A 16,312-nucleotide genomic window follows, 5' to 3' on the forward strand; every position below is an offset into this window, starting at 1 on the left:
GTGGATAATATGCCTAAAGATAATCCGCCAAATATCGAGACAGCTTGCATGGGAAGTATCATTATCGTCGACGACCATCCGTTGATTCGACTTGCTATCAGAACCGTCCTGGAACCTCACGAACACAACATCGTCGCAGAGGCAGACAATGGCGCCGATGCCGTCCAGCTGGTGCGCAAGCATCTTCCTGACCTACTCATCCTGGACCTGAACATACCCAACCTCGACGGTTTTTCCGTTATCTCCCATATAAAGTCTGCAGGGCTGCCGATAAAGACCCTGGTGCTGACTTCCAGCAACTCCAAGAACTTCGCACTGCGCTGCCTACAAGCCGGTGCGGCAGGTTTCCTGTGCAAGAACGACAACCTGAACGAACTGGCCAATGCCGTAAAGGCCATATTGTCGGGGTATAGTTACTTCCCCGAAGACACCATCAGCACCTTGCAACAAAACACCAATGCCGCCTGCCAGGAAAGTGTGTTGATTGCGCAACTGACCGATCGGGAAATCACCGTACTGAAACTGCTGGCAAGCGGTCTCAACAACCAGAAAATCGCAGATGCGCTCTTGATCAGTCACAAGACGGTCAGCACCTATAAAGTCAGGTTGCTAAAACGATTCAACGTATCCAACCTGGTAGCGCTGGCGGAACTGGCCAAGCGCAACTCCGTAGTCTAAGGCTGCCGAATGAGGGGCCTTTAGCCAGGACTCACGCGTCAGTAAATACCCGCTTCGACAGCCAGGTTGATCACTACCGACGGGTGATCAACCCCTGTCGAGCAACACGGGTCAGATGCTTGATGACTTCGGCGGCATTTTCCGAACTGGGTGCCTGTATCACCGCGAGATCAAAACTATCGTTGGCAAAACGCGCCAGGGATTCGCCGTCTTCGATGAACTGGATCAGGAATGCCGAAGGACCAGCGCTGCGGCGTGGCCAGCCATCGAGATAGCGCAACAACGTCGGCTGGTGTGTACCGCAAAGAAGAATTTTTGGATTGCGCTGGACAAGGTTCGCCGTGATCGGCGCAAGACGTACAGGAGGGTGAAGTGCATTCATCGTGTCGTGTCTCAGCCTCAATTTTCTGCCGGGCAGGTGAGAGGCAACACCGAACCAGCGCTTTAGCGGTATTTCGAAGCTTGCTTGAAGCTTCTATCGGCGATGTTCCTGATCACCTGGCGCCCCGCAAGTAGCTGTTTAAATCGGCGCATGGGCAACAATCCTAGAGAAGCCGATGGGGTAGTGTCAAGAATCCCCAATCATGAAATCAGCAACGAAAAAGGCCCGCTACAAGCGGGCCTTTGGGCATCTACCGGAGGTTACTTGGCAATTGCCGCATCAAGGGAGAGTTTGCCCGCGCCTTCAAGCAAAACCGCAACGGTGCCACCGAGCAACGCCAGGGCGAACTCGTAACCGTTGTTCGCCATGAACAAGCCATTGCTGATATGCACGGAGAAAATCGCTACCAGCAAGGTGAAGCTCAGCCCCAACGCGGCAGGGCGCGCCAACAGGCCGACAATCAACGCCAGGCCACCAAAGAACTCGGTACCGCCCGCCAGCAATGCCATCAGATGACCTGGCGCCAGGCCGATGCTTTCCATCCACTGCGCCGTTCCTTCCAACCCATAACCACCAAACAGGCCAAAAAGCTTTTGTGCGCCGTGGGCGGCGAAGATGATGCCGACAAAAACTCGCAGGACAGTCAGGCCATAGCCTGCACGGGTGCTCAGTACGGTTTTGATCAATGTGCTCATGCTGTGTAGTCCTTTGTAGTGTTGGGAATTGGTCGCTATATTAATCACAAAAATTCATGTTAAAAGTGCAAAAATAGCAGCATAACAATCTATTTTATCGATTATTTCCGTGAGACGACCTTGCGCGCTTGCGGCTCCAACGACTCCCGCTCCCGGTCAAACGCCAGATAGTACTTGTTGACGCTATTAACATAGCTGACAGCGCCCATCCCGACCTGCTCCATGGCAATGCGCTCGACCTGGAAAAACCATTGATTGGGATTCAAACCGCGCCGCCGGGCTTCGGTCCGCATCCCCTGCACCCGTTCCGGCCCCATGTTGTAAGCCGCCAGGACGAACGCCATGCGCTCGCGCTCGTTGAGCTTGGGGCTGGCAAAAAATTTGCGCCGGATCAGCGCCAGGTACTTGGCTCCGGCCAGCACATTATTGTCGAGCGTCTGAACATTGTTGACCCCCACTCGCTGGCCAGCTGACGGGGTAATCTGCATCAGGCCTGTCGGGCCGCTGCCGCTTCGGGCGTTGGGCTGCAACGACGACTCCTTGAAGGCCAGGGCTGCCAGGTTCAACCAGTCCATACCCTGGGCATCGGCATGTTTTTGCAACACCGGACGCAGCTTTTCCAGGCGCTGGCGATCGGCGCGCGTCAACGGGTTATGCACCTGATACAGGCGTCGATAGATACGCAAGAAGGCAACGTCTTGATCCGCCGGCGCCTTGTAGACCTTGAGGAAACGATCGATGCTCGCCCGCAGCATAGAAGCATCGCGCCGCACGAACCAGTGCTCCTCGCCAGGCTCGCTGATGACCAGCTGCCGATCGAAACGCAGCTTCGGCAGGACCTTGCCCCAGCGTTCGGCGATAGGTTTTTCGACGATGGTCAGGTGAAAGATTCCGCCCTGGACCATTTCCAGGACATCTTCGACTGCCAGGCTCGGGTCGACCCATTCGACCTTGATCGGCGCCAGCTTGTGCAACGCCAACTTCTGGTTGAGCTGGCTCACCGCGTCCCCGGCGGCACTGCCCGTGGTCAGGGTCAGGGTCTTGCCGGAGAGTTGTTCGGGACGCGTGTAGCGCCGTTCGCCCTTGACCCCCACCAGTAGCAACGGCACGTTACTGGCGACCGGCTCACTGGGGCTTACCGCCTGGCCCGGCAAGGCCTCCAGCAGCTCTCCCGGCGCGACCAGGTCGCCCTCGCCGCGCTGCAGCGCACCGAGCAATTGATCCTTGGCTTTGGGGATGATCTTGAGGCTGATTTCCTGGCCGTCGCGGGCATGGCCGTTGAGGTATTGCTCAAAAGCACGCAGACGATGGTACTCGACACCAATGGCCTGGCCCTGGACTTCCCCGGAGCTGTTACGACTCTGGTTGACCAAGACCCGCAAGACCCGGCTGCCGCGAATCTCCGCCAGGTCGCGAACCTTGCCCGCGGCAGCCGCTTCCGGAGGGCCAGCCAAGCGCGCTACCGCCGGCAGGGGCAGCAGCAACGACAAGCACAACGCTAGCAAAACCGAGGGTCGCGTCATCCGCTCTCCGGGAAGAATACTGTCCGGTTTCTTGCTCACGGGCGAGAAATCGGGCGACAGAAACAGAGCGCCTAGAGCGCTGACAAGATGCAAAAAACTGGCATGAACACGTCAGGCAAACCTGTCGTTACCTGTCTCAGGCATCAAGAGACAGCTTCAACTCGTTGTAGTTCTTCGCTTTTCTTATAAATCTACAGCTCTGATATGCTTTCCGGCCGCAGGCGGAGATAGCACCATGCAACTCATCGATATCGGCGTCAACCTGACCAACCCGAGTTTCGCCGAAAAACATCGCGCTGTCCTGGACCGTGCCTATGCCGCCGGCGTCTGCCAATTGGTGCTCACCGGTACCAGCGTCGAAGGCAGCGAACAGGCGCTCGAGTTGTCACGAGAACTGGACGAAAGCGCTCGCCAATTGTTCTCTACCGCCGGTATTCACCCCCACTGCGCCAGCGACTGGAATACCGATAGCGCACAGCGCCTGCGCAGCCTGCTCCTGGAGCCCAGCGTCAAGGCCGTGGGCGAATGCGGCCTGGACTTCAACCGGGACTTCTCCCCTCGCGCCCAGCAGGAAAAAGTGCTGGAGGAACATCTGGCCCTCGCCGCTGAACTGCAACTGCCGGTTTTCCTCCACGAACGCGACGCCAGCCAGCGCCTGCTGGAAATAGTCCGCGATTTCCGCGACCGCTTGCCCGCCGTAGTCGTGCATTGTTTCACCGGCGAGCAGCGCGCCCTGTTCAGCTACCTGGACCTCGACTTGCACATTGGCATCACCGGGTGGATCTGCGACGAACGCCGCGGTACTCATCTGCACCCGCTGGTACGCGAGATTCCCCGCGGCCGCTTGATGCTCGAAAGCGACGCCCCCTATCTGTTGCCACGCAGCCTGCGCCCCAAACCGAAGAACGGCCGCAACGAACCGGCCTACCTGACCGAAGTGTTGCGCGAGGTAGCCCTGCATCGCGGCGAAAGCCAGGAAGAGCTGGCGGCCCACAGTACCGCCTGTGCCCGCGCCTTCTTCGCCTTGCCCGAGATTGCTTGACGCATATCAAGATTTTCCTCTCTGCATAGCGGCACAATAATGGCACCTTGCCAATACTGTTCCGCTTAATCAGAGAAGACCTTCCATGGGTGCCTGGCTCAGCAATATCTCACTGAAATACAAGTTCTGGGCGGTCAATGCAGTTGCCTTCGTGACCACCCTGTTGCTGGTCCTTTACGCTGTCCAACTGGAACAGCAGGCACGTAACCAAGCCTCGCAAAACGCGGCCCAGCTCCAGGCGACCTTGCTTGGCGCATGGCCTTCGGGGCAACCGCTGCCCAGCGCCGAAAACCTGCTGAGCTTCACCGCCGGCCAGACTCCCAGCCTCGACGGACACCCCCTCCCGGAATTGAACAATGCCAATGGCTGGGTAGCGTTCAAGCAGATGTCGCTGCTGGGCGACAACCCATTGATCGGCGCGCACGTGCTGTCCCGAGCCGATGGCCAACGGCTCGCGATCCTCGCCCATGGGCCAAGCCTACGCCAGGTCTTCAGCGAGCGCTTCAGCCAATACGCCGTGGCGGTGTTCGTACTGATGCTGGCGATGCTCTGCGCCTCGCAACTGCTGATCCGTTTTCTACTTAGCCAACTCAACACCCTCAAGGATGTGATGCTGCATGTGGAGGAGACCGGCGACCTATCGGCCCGGGTCCCGTTGTCGTGCGCCGACGAAGTCGGCCAGATGGCCAGCGCCTTCAATGCGATGCAGGCCGGGTATCAACGGGTGGTCAACACAGTCGCCAACACCGCCCGACAACTGGATATCGGCGCCGCACGCCTGGCGTCGAGCATGAACGACGTGCGTCACGGCATGCTCGGCCAGCAAAGCGAAACCGATCAGGCGGCAACAGCGATCAACGAAATGTCCGCCACGGTCTATCACATTGCCCAACATGCCGGTGCGACCCGGGACCGTTCGCAGACCGCGGACACCCTCGCCGGCAGCGGCCAGGAAGTGGTGGGCCGTGTGCAGAAGTCCATCTCCGGGCTCTCCACCGGCGTGCAACAGACCGCCGAAATGATCCAGCGCCTGGCCGAGGACAGCCAGAAGATCAACGGGGTGGTCAATGTGATCCACAGCATCGCCGAACAAACCAACCTGCTGGCGCTCAATGCCGCGATCGAAGCCGCGCGTGCCGGCGAAATGGGGCGCGGGTTCGCGGTGGTTGCCGATGAAGTGCGTAACCTCGCCAAACGGGTACAGACCTCTACCGACGAAATCACCCAAATGGTCGCCGCGCTGCAGGCCGGTACCCGCGACGCGGTGGACTTCATGCAGGAAAGCTCGTTCAAGGCAGATGATTGCGTACAGCAGGCCCAGGAGGCCGGCGAGGCGCTGGCGGAAATCACCGCAGCCGTGGCCCAGATGCGCGAAAGCAATACCCAGATTGCCGTGGCGGCCGAACAACAGAGCCAGGTGGCGGAAGAGATGAATCGCGCGGTGGTGAGTATCCGCGACGTCACCGAGAATACCGTGCAACAGACCGTCGATTCGGCCACCACCAGCAACGAACTGGCGACCCTGGCTGGAGAGCTGAGCAAGGCCATCGGTCAATTGAAGCTGTAACCCCCAACGCCCTTTCGCTCCGGCAGAAACCCGCCTGGCTGCCAGCGCTCCCCTCACGGACCTATCGCCCTGATAGCCAGCCTTGATTCGCCGAGGAACCGCGTGCGGCCTATCCTTCACGCATCGGTTTCTATGAATCAAGGATCATCGTCATGGGCAAACGTCACCCCAACCTCCCCGCCTGGCAATGGCGCGCCTACCCGCATAACCACCGCAACCCGACCAATCTGGTGTTGCACCTGATCGCCGTGCCACTGTTCATCGTCGGTTTTCTGTTGCTGGTATCGGGGGTGTTCGGCTTGAGCTTCGCCAACATCGCCATCGGTGTGGTCGGCCTGCTGGCCGCGCTGGGCCTGCAGCGTCACGGCCATAGCCTGGAAGCACAGGCCGCCGAACCGTTCAGCGACCGTAAAGATGCGGTCCAGCGCCTGCTGGTGGAACAGTTCGTGACCTTTCCACGCTTCGTGCTCAGCGGCGCCTGGTGGCGTGCCTGGCGGGAACGCCACCGGCACTGAGAGTGCTTTCAGCCGAAGATGGTGACCGTCTGGCGGCTCAGGGCGATCAACCGGCCGTCCGCACTCCAGAGTGCCGCGGCCGCATGCCCATAACCGTCGCGGGCATGTTCGATGTTCACCCGATACTTGCACCAGTCCAGGGTGCTCAGCGCCAGCAGCGGCTGCACGAATTCGATGGTCCAGGTCAGCGTACTGCCGGGTGCCGGGCTGGTCAGGTGGGGTAACAGGGCCGGCGGCCAGGCGTCCACCAGCGCCAGGATATGCGCCTCGGTCACCGGCTCTTCCTTGACGTCGCCACGCAGGCGCACCCAACCGCCCATGTCCCGCGACTTGTTGCCGCTGAACGGCATGCCGCCGATGCCCCAGCGCATCGCCAGATGGCGCATGAATTCCGGCATTACCCCCGCAACGTAAGGCAGCTCCGGGCACTCGTCCCAGTGTTTCATGGCAGGTGCCTCCTCGGCGTCGACCGTCACCGCGGAGGAGCGAGACGCGCCAAAGCTGCCCTGCACCAGAGTCACCACCTGGCCGTCCTGCACCGCACGGCCCAGCACTTGGCTGACCGCCTTGCCCTCGCGCAGCACGTCGACCTCGAAACGGATCGGCACATCGGGGGTGACCGGCCCCACAAAGGTGATCGCCAGCGAACGCACCGGACGCTCGGCAGGAACCTTGGCGCGCATGGCCTCATACTGCAAAGCCGCTACCAAGCCGCCGAAACAGGCACGCCCCTGCGCCCACTCGGCCGGGATAGACAGCTCCAACGGACTGCTGCGTACAGCATCGAGCAAATCGCAAAAGCGCATGAGAACCTCTGATCAAAAAAACGATTCGAGGATCTTAACCAGCAACGCATGACCGTAAAGCACTTATTCCCGCCAAAAAAGCTGACAGATAAGCCGCCAGCCGCTTTTCAGCGGCGAAAGCAGGCAGCGCTCAGTTTGTCGAGACTTCGATCGGCCCGCCCTTCGGCTTTGTGCATGGTGGCGTGCCAAACCGGAACGCAAGGCAACAGATCCGCCTGCGACTCAGCCTGGGCCAGCCATTGCCAACAGTCATGCCAGTCACCCAACGCGCCCTGGGCAGCCTTCAAGCCAGAAACCGCCTTGGGCGACAGCGCGGCAAGCTCGGGGTAGGCCTCGGCGGCGTAACGCACCCGCTTGATCAGCAGACGCAAGCGGTGCCGGTCATGGGCGGGATCGTGCAGCGCCTGATCCAGTGCCCGCCACTGCTTGGCCAGACGCTTTTCGATACGCTTGGACAAATCGTGCAACAGCTCCTGGCGCTGCGCCGCCCGCAGGAACCGCGGAAACGCATCGAGCACCAGCAACAATTGCTTGAGCTCGGCCCCCGCCGCCACCTTCCGATACTCGTCCGCCAACCCCGCGGTGCGACGTTGCGCGGCAGAGTGGTAGGCATACTGATGCAGATACGCGGCCAGGACCTCACGGTCGCGCAATGGCGTCGTCAATTGCCCGACCGCCGAAGCAGCGGCTTCCAGTTGCTCGACCCCTGGCAACCCGCGCAACGCCCGCAACAAGCTGCGCAAGCGCCGTACCGTGGTGCGCAGATCATGTAGCGCCTCGGCATCGGTCACCGCCTGCAATCGTGCCTGGCACGCCAGCAAGCGCACCTCCAACCCCAACACCTGTGCCACCAACCGATTGACCAAGGCAGACATCATTGACTCCCAAAACGAATGACCCGGCCTGCAGCACAAAGACTGCAGCCGGGCCCTGGCATGCCTGGCAGGCGCGATCACGACACCGGCGAGGCGGAAACTGAAGAGCGTTCTTCAGTCTAGCGGTAAACCGCGCGATGGCGATCAGCGGCCGGCACGCGACTCACGAATATAGAAACGGGCCTTCTCGGCCTTCTTGGTGCAGCCCTCGAAAGCTTCGAACTGCTGCTGGGTCTTGGCACCGGTCAACAGCGACAGGGCCTTGGAGTAGCTCACGGTGCCGGCAAAACCTTCGGCCTTGGCCAGGTCCAGCTCGTGCCAGGCCGCATCCAGTTGCGTGCCGCAGCTGTCGCGGTAGGCGGTCTTGCCGGCACAACCAGCGAGTACCAATGCAATCAACGGCAGACAGATCCAGGCTTTCATCAATGACACCTCAAGATAGGGAAAACAGTCGTGAACAATAAGAACAGTCGTAGCGGTAAGACGATCGCCACCGCAAAAAGTGCCTTGATCCGTCCAGGGAAAATATAGCCGCGCGAGCATAACGCTATGCCGCAGCGTATTGGAAAAATCCCTTCGGCCAAAGGTCGCGCCGGCAGTCAGAGATTGAACCCCGACCCTCGATGGGTGCATTGTGCGGATCTGTCTGGCGAAGGATCGAGTCATGAAGAAGCGTGTTGCACTGGTCCTGGGCTCTGGTGGCGCCCGGGGTTACGCCCACATCGGGGTGATCGAGGAAATCGAAAAACGCGGTTACGACATTGCCTGCATCGCAGGCTGCTCCATGGGGGCGGTGGTCGGTGGCATCTACGCCGCCGGCAAGCTGGACGACTATCGCAGCTGGATCGAAAGCCTCGACTACCTGGATGTGCTGCGACTGGTGGACGTCAGCTTTCGCCTGGGGGCGATACGCGGGGAAAAGGTGTTCGGCCAGATCCGCAAGATCGTCGGCGAAATCAATATCGAAGACCTGCGCATTCCGTACACCGCGGTGGCCACCGACCTGACCAACCAGCAGGAAATCTGGTTCCAGGAAGGCTGCCTGCATCAGGCCATGCGCGCTTCGGCGGCGATTCCCAGCCTGTTCACCCCGGTCATGCAAGGCAACCGCATGCTGGTGGATGGCGGCCTGCTCAATCCGCTACCGATCGTGCCGGTGGTCTCCAGCCACTGCGACCTGATCATCGCCGTCAACCTCAACTCGACCAACCAGCGCCGCTATCAGTTGCCGGTCATCCAGCGCCCTGCCGCGTTCAAGAGCCGCTTCGACAGCCTGATCAACTCACTGGGCTCGCACCTGCCCTTTCGCCGCAAGCAAGCCGAACAACTGTTGCTGCTCGAGCAGGAAGCCTTGCGCAGCGAGGCGGCCGACATCGGCAATGCCTGGATCGACTCCGCGGAGCCCGAGGCACAGCAACCGGCCGCGGCTCCGGAGGCCGATGGCGCGCCGAAGTCGGCCACCGGTTCGTTCATTATCGACAACGTCGGCCCTGCGTCCCTGCTGGACCTGATCAACCAGAGTTTCGAGGTGATGCAAACCTCGCTGGCGCAGTACAAGATCGCCGGCTACCCGCCGGACATTCTGATCAACGTGCCCAAGCGAGTGTGCCGTTTCTTCGAGTTCTACAAGGCGCCGGAGCTGATCGCACTGGGGCGGGAGATTGCCAGCGACACGCTGGACCGCTATGAGAGCGAGTTGAACTGAAGGGGGCGTGGCGAACCCACTATTGCTATCGCGAGCAAGCTCGCTCCTACAGGGAACGTGACAGCACTACCGTCACGGTAGCAGCGAGCCTGCTCGCGATAGAGGCATACCAGGTGCCTCGCCTCTTCACTCCTCGGCGCCCAGCAAGCGGTAGCCCACCCCGGCCTCGGTCAGGATAAAACGCGGTCGGGTCGGGTCGTCCGCCAGTTTCTGTCGCAGGTGCCCGACCACGATCCGCAGGTAGTGGCTGTCCTCGGTGTGCGTGGGGCCCCAGATATCCTTGAGCAGTTGCTGCTGGGTAATCACCCGCCCCGGGTGCCGCGCCAATTGCGCCAACACCGCGTATTCCTTGCGGGTCAGCGCGACTTCGGCACCGTCGAGCAAGACCCGCCGATACGCCAGGTCCACGGTCAGCGGGCCGAAGTTCAAGGCCGCCTCCTGCGCCTCGCCGGCCGGCGCCTGGCGCAGCAACGCACGGATCCGCGCGAGGAACTCCTGGATGCCGAAAGGCTTGGTCACGTAGTCGTTGGCCCCGCCATCCAGCGCTTCGACCTTCTGCCCTTCGCTGGCCCGCACCGACAACACCAGCACCGGGACGCTCGACCATTCGCGAAACTCGCGCAGCACCTGTTGGCCGTCCATGTCCGGCAGGCCGAGGTCGAGCACCAACAGGTCCGGCTTGTTCAACGCCGCCTGGGCCAGGCCCTCGTTGCCGGTGCCGGCCTCGAGCACCCTGTAGCCCTGGGAGGCCAGGCTGATACGCAGGAATTTACGGATCTGCGGTTCGTCGTCGATGACCAGGATGGTCGCGGTCTGGCTCATGGTTTGGGTTCAAGACAAATAGGTCGCGCAAGAGTAGCGCAGACGGCAGCGTGGATCGCCTGGAACATATATGGCCCTCCTGGCCTCATTGGATTGACGCGCAGCACCGACACTCAGGCTTCTCCTTCAAGCTCGGGTTGCGCCTGCAACGGCAGGCACAGAGTGATGCAGGTGCCGCGACCCTCTATGCCCTCGCCCACCGTGATCCGCCCGCCATGGGCGCCGACCATGCCCTGACAGATCGCCAGCCCCAGCCCGGTGCCCTGCCCGCCGCGATCGCCGCGAGCAGCGGTGTAGAACATATCGAAAATCCGCGGCCGGTCTTCCAGTGGAATCCCCGGACCCTCGTCGCTCACCGCAAACAGCAGTTCGTTATCGCGGGTATCGACACTGAGTTGCAAGCGGCCGCGGACCGGCGAAAAGCGTGCGGCGTTTTCCAGCACATTGATCAGCGCCTGTTCGATCAGCGCCGCATGCACGTAAAGCAGCGGCAGTTCGGTCGGTAGCTCGGTGCTGACCTGCAGCGGCGCCAGCACCACCCGCAGGCGATTCAGCGCGCTGCCGACGATGTCGGCTGGCGCCACCCAGTCCCGCGCCAGCTTCAGCGACCCGTGCCCGAGGCGGGTCATGTCCAGCAGATTCTGGATGTAGCGATCCAGGCGCTCGGCCTCGTCCCGCGTGCCTTCGAGCAACTCGCGACGATCCGCCAGCGGAATCGCTTCCCCCAGCGCCAGCAGGCTGTCGATGCTGCCGCGCATCGAGGTCAGCGGCGTGCGCAGGTCATGGGACACCGACGCCAGCAGCGCGCTGCGCAATTGTTCGGTTTCGCCGTGCAGGCGCGCCGCTTCCAGGTCCTTGGCCAATTGCGCCCGGGCCAGAGCCTGGGCCAGGGGCTGGCTCAAGGCGCTCAACAAGCGACGACGCTGGGCACTCAACTCCTCGCCTTCCTTCGGGCACACCCCGAGCAACCCCAGCGGGCCCTCGTCGACGGATAACGGCCACCACCACCAACGCCCGAACGGCAGCGTCCCGGTGCCCATCCCCGCCGGCTGGTCGTGTTGCCAGGCCCAGTCGGCGGCGGCCCGCTCGGATTCGGAGAACTGCAGCGGCCCGCCCGTCTCGACCTTCCAGCCGCCCTGCCCGTCGCGGTCGAGCAGGCACAATTGCAACTCCTTCCAGCCGTCCAGATGCTGCGCCGCGGCGCTGACCACCGCCTGCCGGTCGGTCGCCGCCGTGAGTTTGCGCGACAGGTCCAGCAGCTCGCTGGTTTCTTCCTGGGTATCGCGCAGGGCCTGCAGCTGGCGCCGCTGACGGGCCGCCAAGTTGCCGGTCAAGGCCGCCATCAACAGGAAGAACAAAAGCGTCAGCACGTCCTCCTCGCGCTGGATGGCGAAGGAAAAGTTCGGTGGAATGAACAGGAAGTCGTACGTCAGGAACGACAAGGCCGCGCAGACCAGCGCCGGGCCGAGGCTGCTGCGCACCGCCACCAGCAGCACCGCGGCCAGGAACACCAGCGAAATGTTCGGCAACGGCAATACGCTCGCGACCGCCCACGACAGCCCGGAGGCCAGGACCGTGGCCAGCACCGCCAAGGCATAATCGAACCAGACCAGCGAGCGCTCGGCTCGCAGGCGCGGTTGCCCGGGCTCGTCCTCGCTGTCGAGCACGTTGATCTCCAGGCCCTCGGCATTACGCAACAGGCGGGCCGCCAGGCCACCGCCGAACAGACGACGGCGCAGGCGCTTGCGTGACTGCCCCACCAGCACCAGGCTGGCACGCCGCTCCGCGGCATGCTGGATCAGGGTCTTCGCCACTTCGCCGGCCCGCAGCAGAACCACTTCGCCGCCCAGCCGCTCGGCCAGTTGCTGGGCGCTTTGCAGACGCTGGCGGGATTGCTCGTCGGGCACCCGGCCATCGTCCACATGCACCAGGCTCCAGGGCAGGTGCCGGCGCCTGGCGACGTGGCTGGCGTGGCGCACCAGGCGTTCGGCCTGGGCGTCGCCGTCGACGCCGACCAGGAGCCGCCCCCGCACCGCCGGCGCGGCCTGTCCAAGCTTGCGATATCCCTGGGCCAGGTCGTCATCCACTTGCGCCGCCGCGGCCTGCATCGCCAGCTCGCGCAGGGCAGTAAGGTTGGTCTGGGTGAAGAAGGCATCGATCGCCGCCCGGGCCTGCTCCGGCACGTACACCTTGCCTTCGCGCAAGCGCTCCAGCAGCTCTCGCGGCGGCAGGTCCACCAGGAGCAATTCGTAGGCTTCCTGCAGCACCCAGTCGGGCAGGGTTTCGCGAACCTGCACGCCGGTAATGCCGCGGACCTGGTCGTTGAGGCTTTCCAGGTGCTGCACGTTGACCGTGGTGAAGACATCGATGCCGGCCGCCAGCAACTCCTGAATATCCTGCCAGCGCTTGGCGTGCCGGCTGCCCGGGGCATTGGTGTGGGCCAGTTCGTCCACCAACACCAGCTTGGGCCTGGCCTTGAGCAGGCCGTCGAGGTCCATCTCTTCGAGCATCACCCCGCGGTACTCGGAACGCACCAGGGGCTGTTGCGGCAAGCCGCCGAGCAAGGCTTCGGTCTCGGCCCGGCCGTGGGTTTCCACCACCCCGGCCAGGACCTTCACCCCCTGGCGCAATTGCGTGTGCGCCGCCTGCAGCATGGCGTAGGTCTTGCCGACACCCGGAGCGGCGCCGAGGAAAACCTTGAGCCGGCCGCGGCCGTCATGGGGCAGGTCAGCTAACAATGCGTCGGCGCGGCCGGAATCACTCATGCATTTTTCTCTCTGAACTCAAAAGACATCTCATCTGCAATCTAGCCGCTGACAACGGCGGCGACCGACCGCCAACCCAGTAGAGGCGCTCCGCGGCGCCTGATCTTACAGCCGCCGCGCAGCCGATCGCAGGCTGCGCCAACGGTTATAGCAGTCAGTTCACGGCGAGTTTTTCCAGCGCCATGTTCAGGGCCAGCACATTCACCACCGCCGGCCCCACCAGAGGCTGCTCGGTATGCGCCGACACCAGTTGCTGCAAGGTGGCGACCGGCAGGTTGCGCGCCGCCGCGACCCGCGCCAGTTGATAGTTAATCGCCGCCGGAGGCAAGTGCGGGTCCAGGCCACTGCCCGAAGTCGTCAGCAGCGCCAACGGCACCGCGCCTTGTCCGGGCACCGCCAGCTTGTTGGCATCGTCGATCACACGGGTCGCCAGGGCCGGATTGCTCGGCGCGAGGTTGCTCGCCCCGCTGGACACGGTGGCGAACGCCCCGGCCGATGGTCGCGAGTGGAACCAGGCATCGCCGCTGAACTCCTGGGCGATCAGGGCCGAACCACGGACCTTGCCCTCGGCATCCTGCACCAGGCTGCCATTGGCCTGCTCGGGAAAGGCCACCTGGGCCACGCCAGTGACCACCAGCGGATAAGCCACGCCGGTAATCAGGGTCATCAAGACAATCAGGCTCAAGGCCGGACGCAATACAGTGGACATCATCAAATCCTCGATTCGGTTAACAAAACCATCATGTCCCCTGTAGGAGCGAGCTTGCTCGCGAGGCGTCGAACCTGACGCACTGCGTCGGGCCTATCGCGAGCTCGCTCCTACATACAGGGATGCGGTTACGCCAGGTGCAGAGCGGTCAGCAGCATGTCGATCAGCTTGATGCCCACGAACGGCACCACGATCCCGCCCACGCCATAGATCAGCAGGTTGCGGCGCAGCAAATGGGCCGCACTGGCCGCCTGTACCCGCACCCCACGCAAGGCCAGCGGGATCAACACCACGATGATCAGGGCGTTGAACACGATCGCCGACAGGATCGCGCTCTGCGGACTGCTCAATTGCATGACGTTGAGTACGCCCAGCTGTGGATAAATCGCCGCGAACAGCGCCGGCAGGATCGCGAAGTACTTGGCCACGTCGTTGGCGATGGAGAAGGTGGTCAGGGCGCCACGGGTCACCAGCAATTCCTTGCCGATCTGCACCACGTCCAGCAGCTTGGTCGGGTCGCTGTCGAGGTCGACCATGTTCGCCGCCTCACGCGCCGCCTGGGTGCCGTCGTTCATCGCCATGCCGACGTCGGCCTGGGCCAGCGCCGGCGCGTCGTTGGCGCCGTCGCCGCACATGGCGACCAGGCGGCCGTCGTTCTGTTCGTGGCGAATGCGCGCCAGTTTCTTCTCCGGCGTGGCTTCGGCCAACACGTCATCCACCCCGGCCTCAGCGGCAATGGCGGCGGCGGTCAGCGGGTTGTCGCCGGTCACCATCACCGTGCGGATCCCCAGCTTGCGCAGCTCGGCGAAACGCTCGCGGATCCCCGGCTTGACCACGTCCTTGAGGTGGATGGCGCCCAACAACTTGCCCTCGGCGCAGACCAGCAACGGCGTGCCGCCGCTCTGGGCGATCTTGTCGATCTCCCGCGATAGCGCCGGCGCCAGATCGCCGCGTTGCAACCCGACGAAAGCCAGCACCGAATCCACCGCGCCCTTGCGATAGATCCGCCCCTGATAGTCGACACCAGACAAACGGGTCTCGGCAGTGAACGGCACGGCGGTCAATACATCGGCGGCCGGCTCGGGCTGTGGATAAAGTCCGCGCAGGTATTCGACGATGGATTTGCCTTCCGCGGTGTCGTCCGCCAGCGAAGCCAACAAGGTGGCCTCGGCCATTTCCGGGTTGGTGACGCCAGGCGCCGCGTGGATGGCCGCGCAACGACGGTTACCGAAAGTGATGGTGCCGGTCTTGTCCAGCAGCAGGACATGCACGTCGCCCGCCGCTTCCACGGCGCGACCGGATTTGGCGATCACGTTCAGCCGCACCAGGCGATCCATCCCGGCAATCCCGATGGCCGACAGCAAGCCGCCGATGGTGGTCGGAATCAGGGTCACCAGCAGCGCCACCAGGAACACCAGCGGCAGGCTGCCATTGGCAAAGTGGGCGAACGGTTGCAGGGTCACGACCACCATCAGGAAGATCAGCGTCAGGCCGATCAGCAGGATGTCCAGGGCCACCTCGTTCGGCGTCTTCTGGCGCTTGGCGCCCTCCACCAGCGCGATCATGCGATCGAGGGTCGACTCGCCGGGATTGCTGGTAATGCGCACCAGCAACCAGTCGGACACCAGGCGTGTGTTGCCGGTCACTGCCGAGCGGTCGCCACCGGACTCGCGGATGACCGGGGCCGACTCGCCGGTGATCGCCGCTTCGTTGACCGCCGCAATGCCCTCGATGACCTCGCCGTCGCCAGGGATCATTTCCCCCGCTTCGACGCGCACCACATCGCCTTTGCGCAGATTCGCGGCCGGGATCACCTGGAAGCTGCCGTCGACCTTTTTCAACCGCGCGCTCAAGCCTTCGCTACCGGCCTTGAGGCTGTCGGCGCGGGCCTTGCCGCGACCTTCGGCCAAGGCTTCGGCGAAGTTGGCGAACAGCACCGTGAACCACAGCCAGAGGGCGATCTGCGCAGCGACGAAAGTCGGCACCGCGGTATCCGGCACGAAGCACAGTACCGTGGTCAAGATCGCCGTCAGCTCGACCACCAACATCACCGGCGAGCGCTGCAGCTGGCGCGGGTCGAGTTTGACGAAGGCCTGCACCAGCGCCGGACGCCACAGGGCCGCGATCGAGGTTTTAGGTTGCTCGCCAGCACCGTGCTTGACCGCGGCGTTCTGGTCACCCGCGGTATCGGTTGCTGCCTTCTTGGAGGCAGGAACATGCATATTCAT

15 protein-coding genes are annotated in these 16,312 nt (G+C 62.9%); 5 read left to right on the forward strand and 10 right to left on the reverse strand.

Going from position 1 to position 16,312, the window contains the following annotated elements; all coding sequences use genetic code 11:
* The first annotated feature begins 48 nt into the window (after window positions 1–48).
* Window positions 49–678, forward strand: a complete 630-nt coding sequence (locus tag BTN82_RS20750) for a response regulator transcription factor (protein ID WP_007931372.1) — start codon at window positions 49–51, stop codon at window positions 676–678.
* Between the two features lie 73 nt (window positions 679–751).
* On the opposite strand, the gene BTN82_RS20755 is transcribed toward BTN82_RS20750, so the two are convergent.
* The 3 genes from BTN82_RS20755 to BTN82_RS20765 form a co-directional block, all read right to left on the reverse strand.
* Window positions 752–1,060 carry a hypothetical protein gene (locus BTN82_RS20755; RefSeq protein WP_075120980.1) on the reverse strand — a complete coding sequence of 103 codons (309 nt, stop codon included), beginning with the start codon at window positions 1,058–1,060 and terminating at the stop codon, window positions 752–754.
* A gap of 260 nt (window positions 1,061–1,320) precedes the next feature.
* Window positions 1,321–1,755 carry a DoxX family protein gene (locus BTN82_RS20760; protein ID WP_075120981.1) on the reverse strand — a complete coding sequence of 145 codons (435 nt, stop codon included), beginning with the start codon at window positions 1,753–1,755 and terminating at the stop codon, window positions 1,321–1,323.
* A gap of 101 nt (window positions 1,756–1,856) precedes the next feature.
* The gene (locus BTN82_RS20765; RefSeq protein WP_075120982.1) at window positions 1,857–3,278 is read right to left on the reverse strand and encodes a transglycosylase SLT domain-containing protein; all 1,422 of its coding nucleotides are present in this window, start codon (window positions 3,276–3,278) and stop codon (window positions 1,857–1,859) included.
* A 235-nt stretch (window positions 3,279–3,513) separates the two neighbouring features.
* On the opposite strand from BTN82_RS20765, the gene BTN82_RS20770 reads away from it, so the two are divergent.
* The 3 genes from BTN82_RS20770 to BTN82_RS20780 all read left to right on the forward strand — a co-directional run bounded on the left by BTN82_RS20770 (window position 3,514) and on the right by BTN82_RS20780 (window position 6,402).
* Window positions 3,514–4,320: a TatD family hydrolase gene (locus BTN82_RS20770; protein ID WP_075120983.1), complete on the forward strand. Its 807-nt coding sequence runs from the start codon at window positions 3,514–3,516 to the stop codon at window positions 4,318–4,320.
* 85 nt (window positions 4,321–4,405) lie between these two features.
* Window positions 4,406–5,887, forward strand: a complete 1,482-nt coding sequence (locus BTN82_RS20775) for a methyl-accepting chemotaxis protein (protein WP_075120984.1) — start codon at window positions 4,406–4,408, stop codon at window positions 5,885–5,887.
* Between the two features lie 152 nt (window positions 5,888–6,039).
* A complete protein-coding gene (locus BTN82_RS20780; RefSeq protein ID WP_075120985.1) occupies window positions 6,040–6,402 on the forward strand; it encodes an Mpo1-like protein in 363 nt (120 codons plus the stop codon).
* A gap of 8 nt (window positions 6,403–6,410) precedes the next feature.
* Here BTN82_RS20780 and BTN82_RS20785 read toward each other — a convergent pair whose 3' ends face one another.
* The 3 genes from BTN82_RS20785 to BTN82_RS20795 all read right to left on the reverse strand — a co-directional run bounded on the left by BTN82_RS20785 (window position 6,411) and on the right by BTN82_RS20795 (window position 8,506).
* Complete coding sequence (locus BTN82_RS20785; protein WP_075120986.1) at window positions 6,411–7,208, reverse strand: acyl-CoA thioesterase; 798 nt, start codon at window positions 7,206–7,208, stop codon at window positions 6,411–6,413.
* A 107-nt stretch (window positions 7,209–7,315) separates the two neighbouring features.
* A complete protein-coding gene (locus BTN82_RS20790) occupies window positions 7,316–8,083 on the reverse strand; it encodes a CHAD domain-containing protein (protein WP_075120987.1) in 768 nt (255 codons plus the stop codon).
* A 144-nt stretch (window positions 8,084–8,227) separates the two neighbouring features.
* Window positions 8,228–8,506 carry a hypothetical protein gene (locus tag BTN82_RS20795; RefSeq protein WP_075120988.1) on the reverse strand — a complete coding sequence of 93 codons (279 nt, stop codon included), beginning with the start codon at window positions 8,504–8,506 and terminating at the stop codon, window positions 8,228–8,230.
* 241 nt (window positions 8,507–8,747) lie between these two features.
* Here BTN82_RS20795 and BTN82_RS20800 point away from each other — a divergent pair, with 241 nt between their 5' ends.
* The gene (locus BTN82_RS20800) at window positions 8,748–9,788 is read left to right on the forward strand and encodes a patatin-like phospholipase family protein (RefSeq protein WP_075120989.1); all 1,041 of its coding nucleotides are present in this window, start codon (window positions 8,748–8,750) and stop codon (window positions 9,786–9,788) included.
* Window positions 9,789–9,914: 126 nt separating this feature from the next.
* On the opposite strand, the gene BTN82_RS20805 is transcribed toward BTN82_RS20800, so the two are convergent.
* The 4 genes from BTN82_RS20805 to kdpB all read right to left on the reverse strand — a co-directional run bounded on the left by BTN82_RS20805 (window position 9,915) and on the right by kdpB (window position 16,312).
* The gene (locus BTN82_RS20805; protein ID WP_075120990.1) at window positions 9,915–10,610 is read right to left on the reverse strand and encodes a response regulator; all 696 of its coding nucleotides are present in this window, start codon (window positions 10,608–10,610) and stop codon (window positions 9,915–9,917) included.
* A 113-nt stretch (window positions 10,611–10,723) separates the two neighbouring features.
* On the reverse strand, window positions 10,724–13,375 hold the full coding sequence (locus tag BTN82_RS20810; RefSeq protein WP_075120991.1) for a sensor histidine kinase: 2,652 nt from the start codon (window positions 13,373–13,375) through the stop codon (window positions 10,724–10,726).
* Window positions 13,376–13,529: 154 nt separating this feature from the next.
* On the reverse strand, window positions 13,530–14,084 hold the full coding sequence (kdpC, locus tag BTN82_RS20815) for a potassium-transporting ATPase subunit KdpC (protein ID WP_075121365.1): 555 nt from the start codon (window positions 14,082–14,084) through the stop codon (window positions 13,530–13,532).
* Between the two features lie 128 nt (window positions 14,085–14,212).
* Window positions 14,213–16,312 (reverse strand): potassium-transporting ATPase subunit KdpB, encoded by a 2,100-nt coding sequence (gene kdpB / locus BTN82_RS20820; protein WP_075121366.1) that lies wholly within the window; start codon window positions 16,310–16,312, stop codon window positions 14,213–14,215.

Origin of the sequence: Pseudomonas chlororaphis (assembly GCF_001921865.1) — a bacterium.
GTDB lineage: Bacteria > Pseudomonadota > Gammaproteobacteria > Pseudomonadales > Pseudomonadaceae > Aquipseudomonas > Aquipseudomonas chlororaphis_D.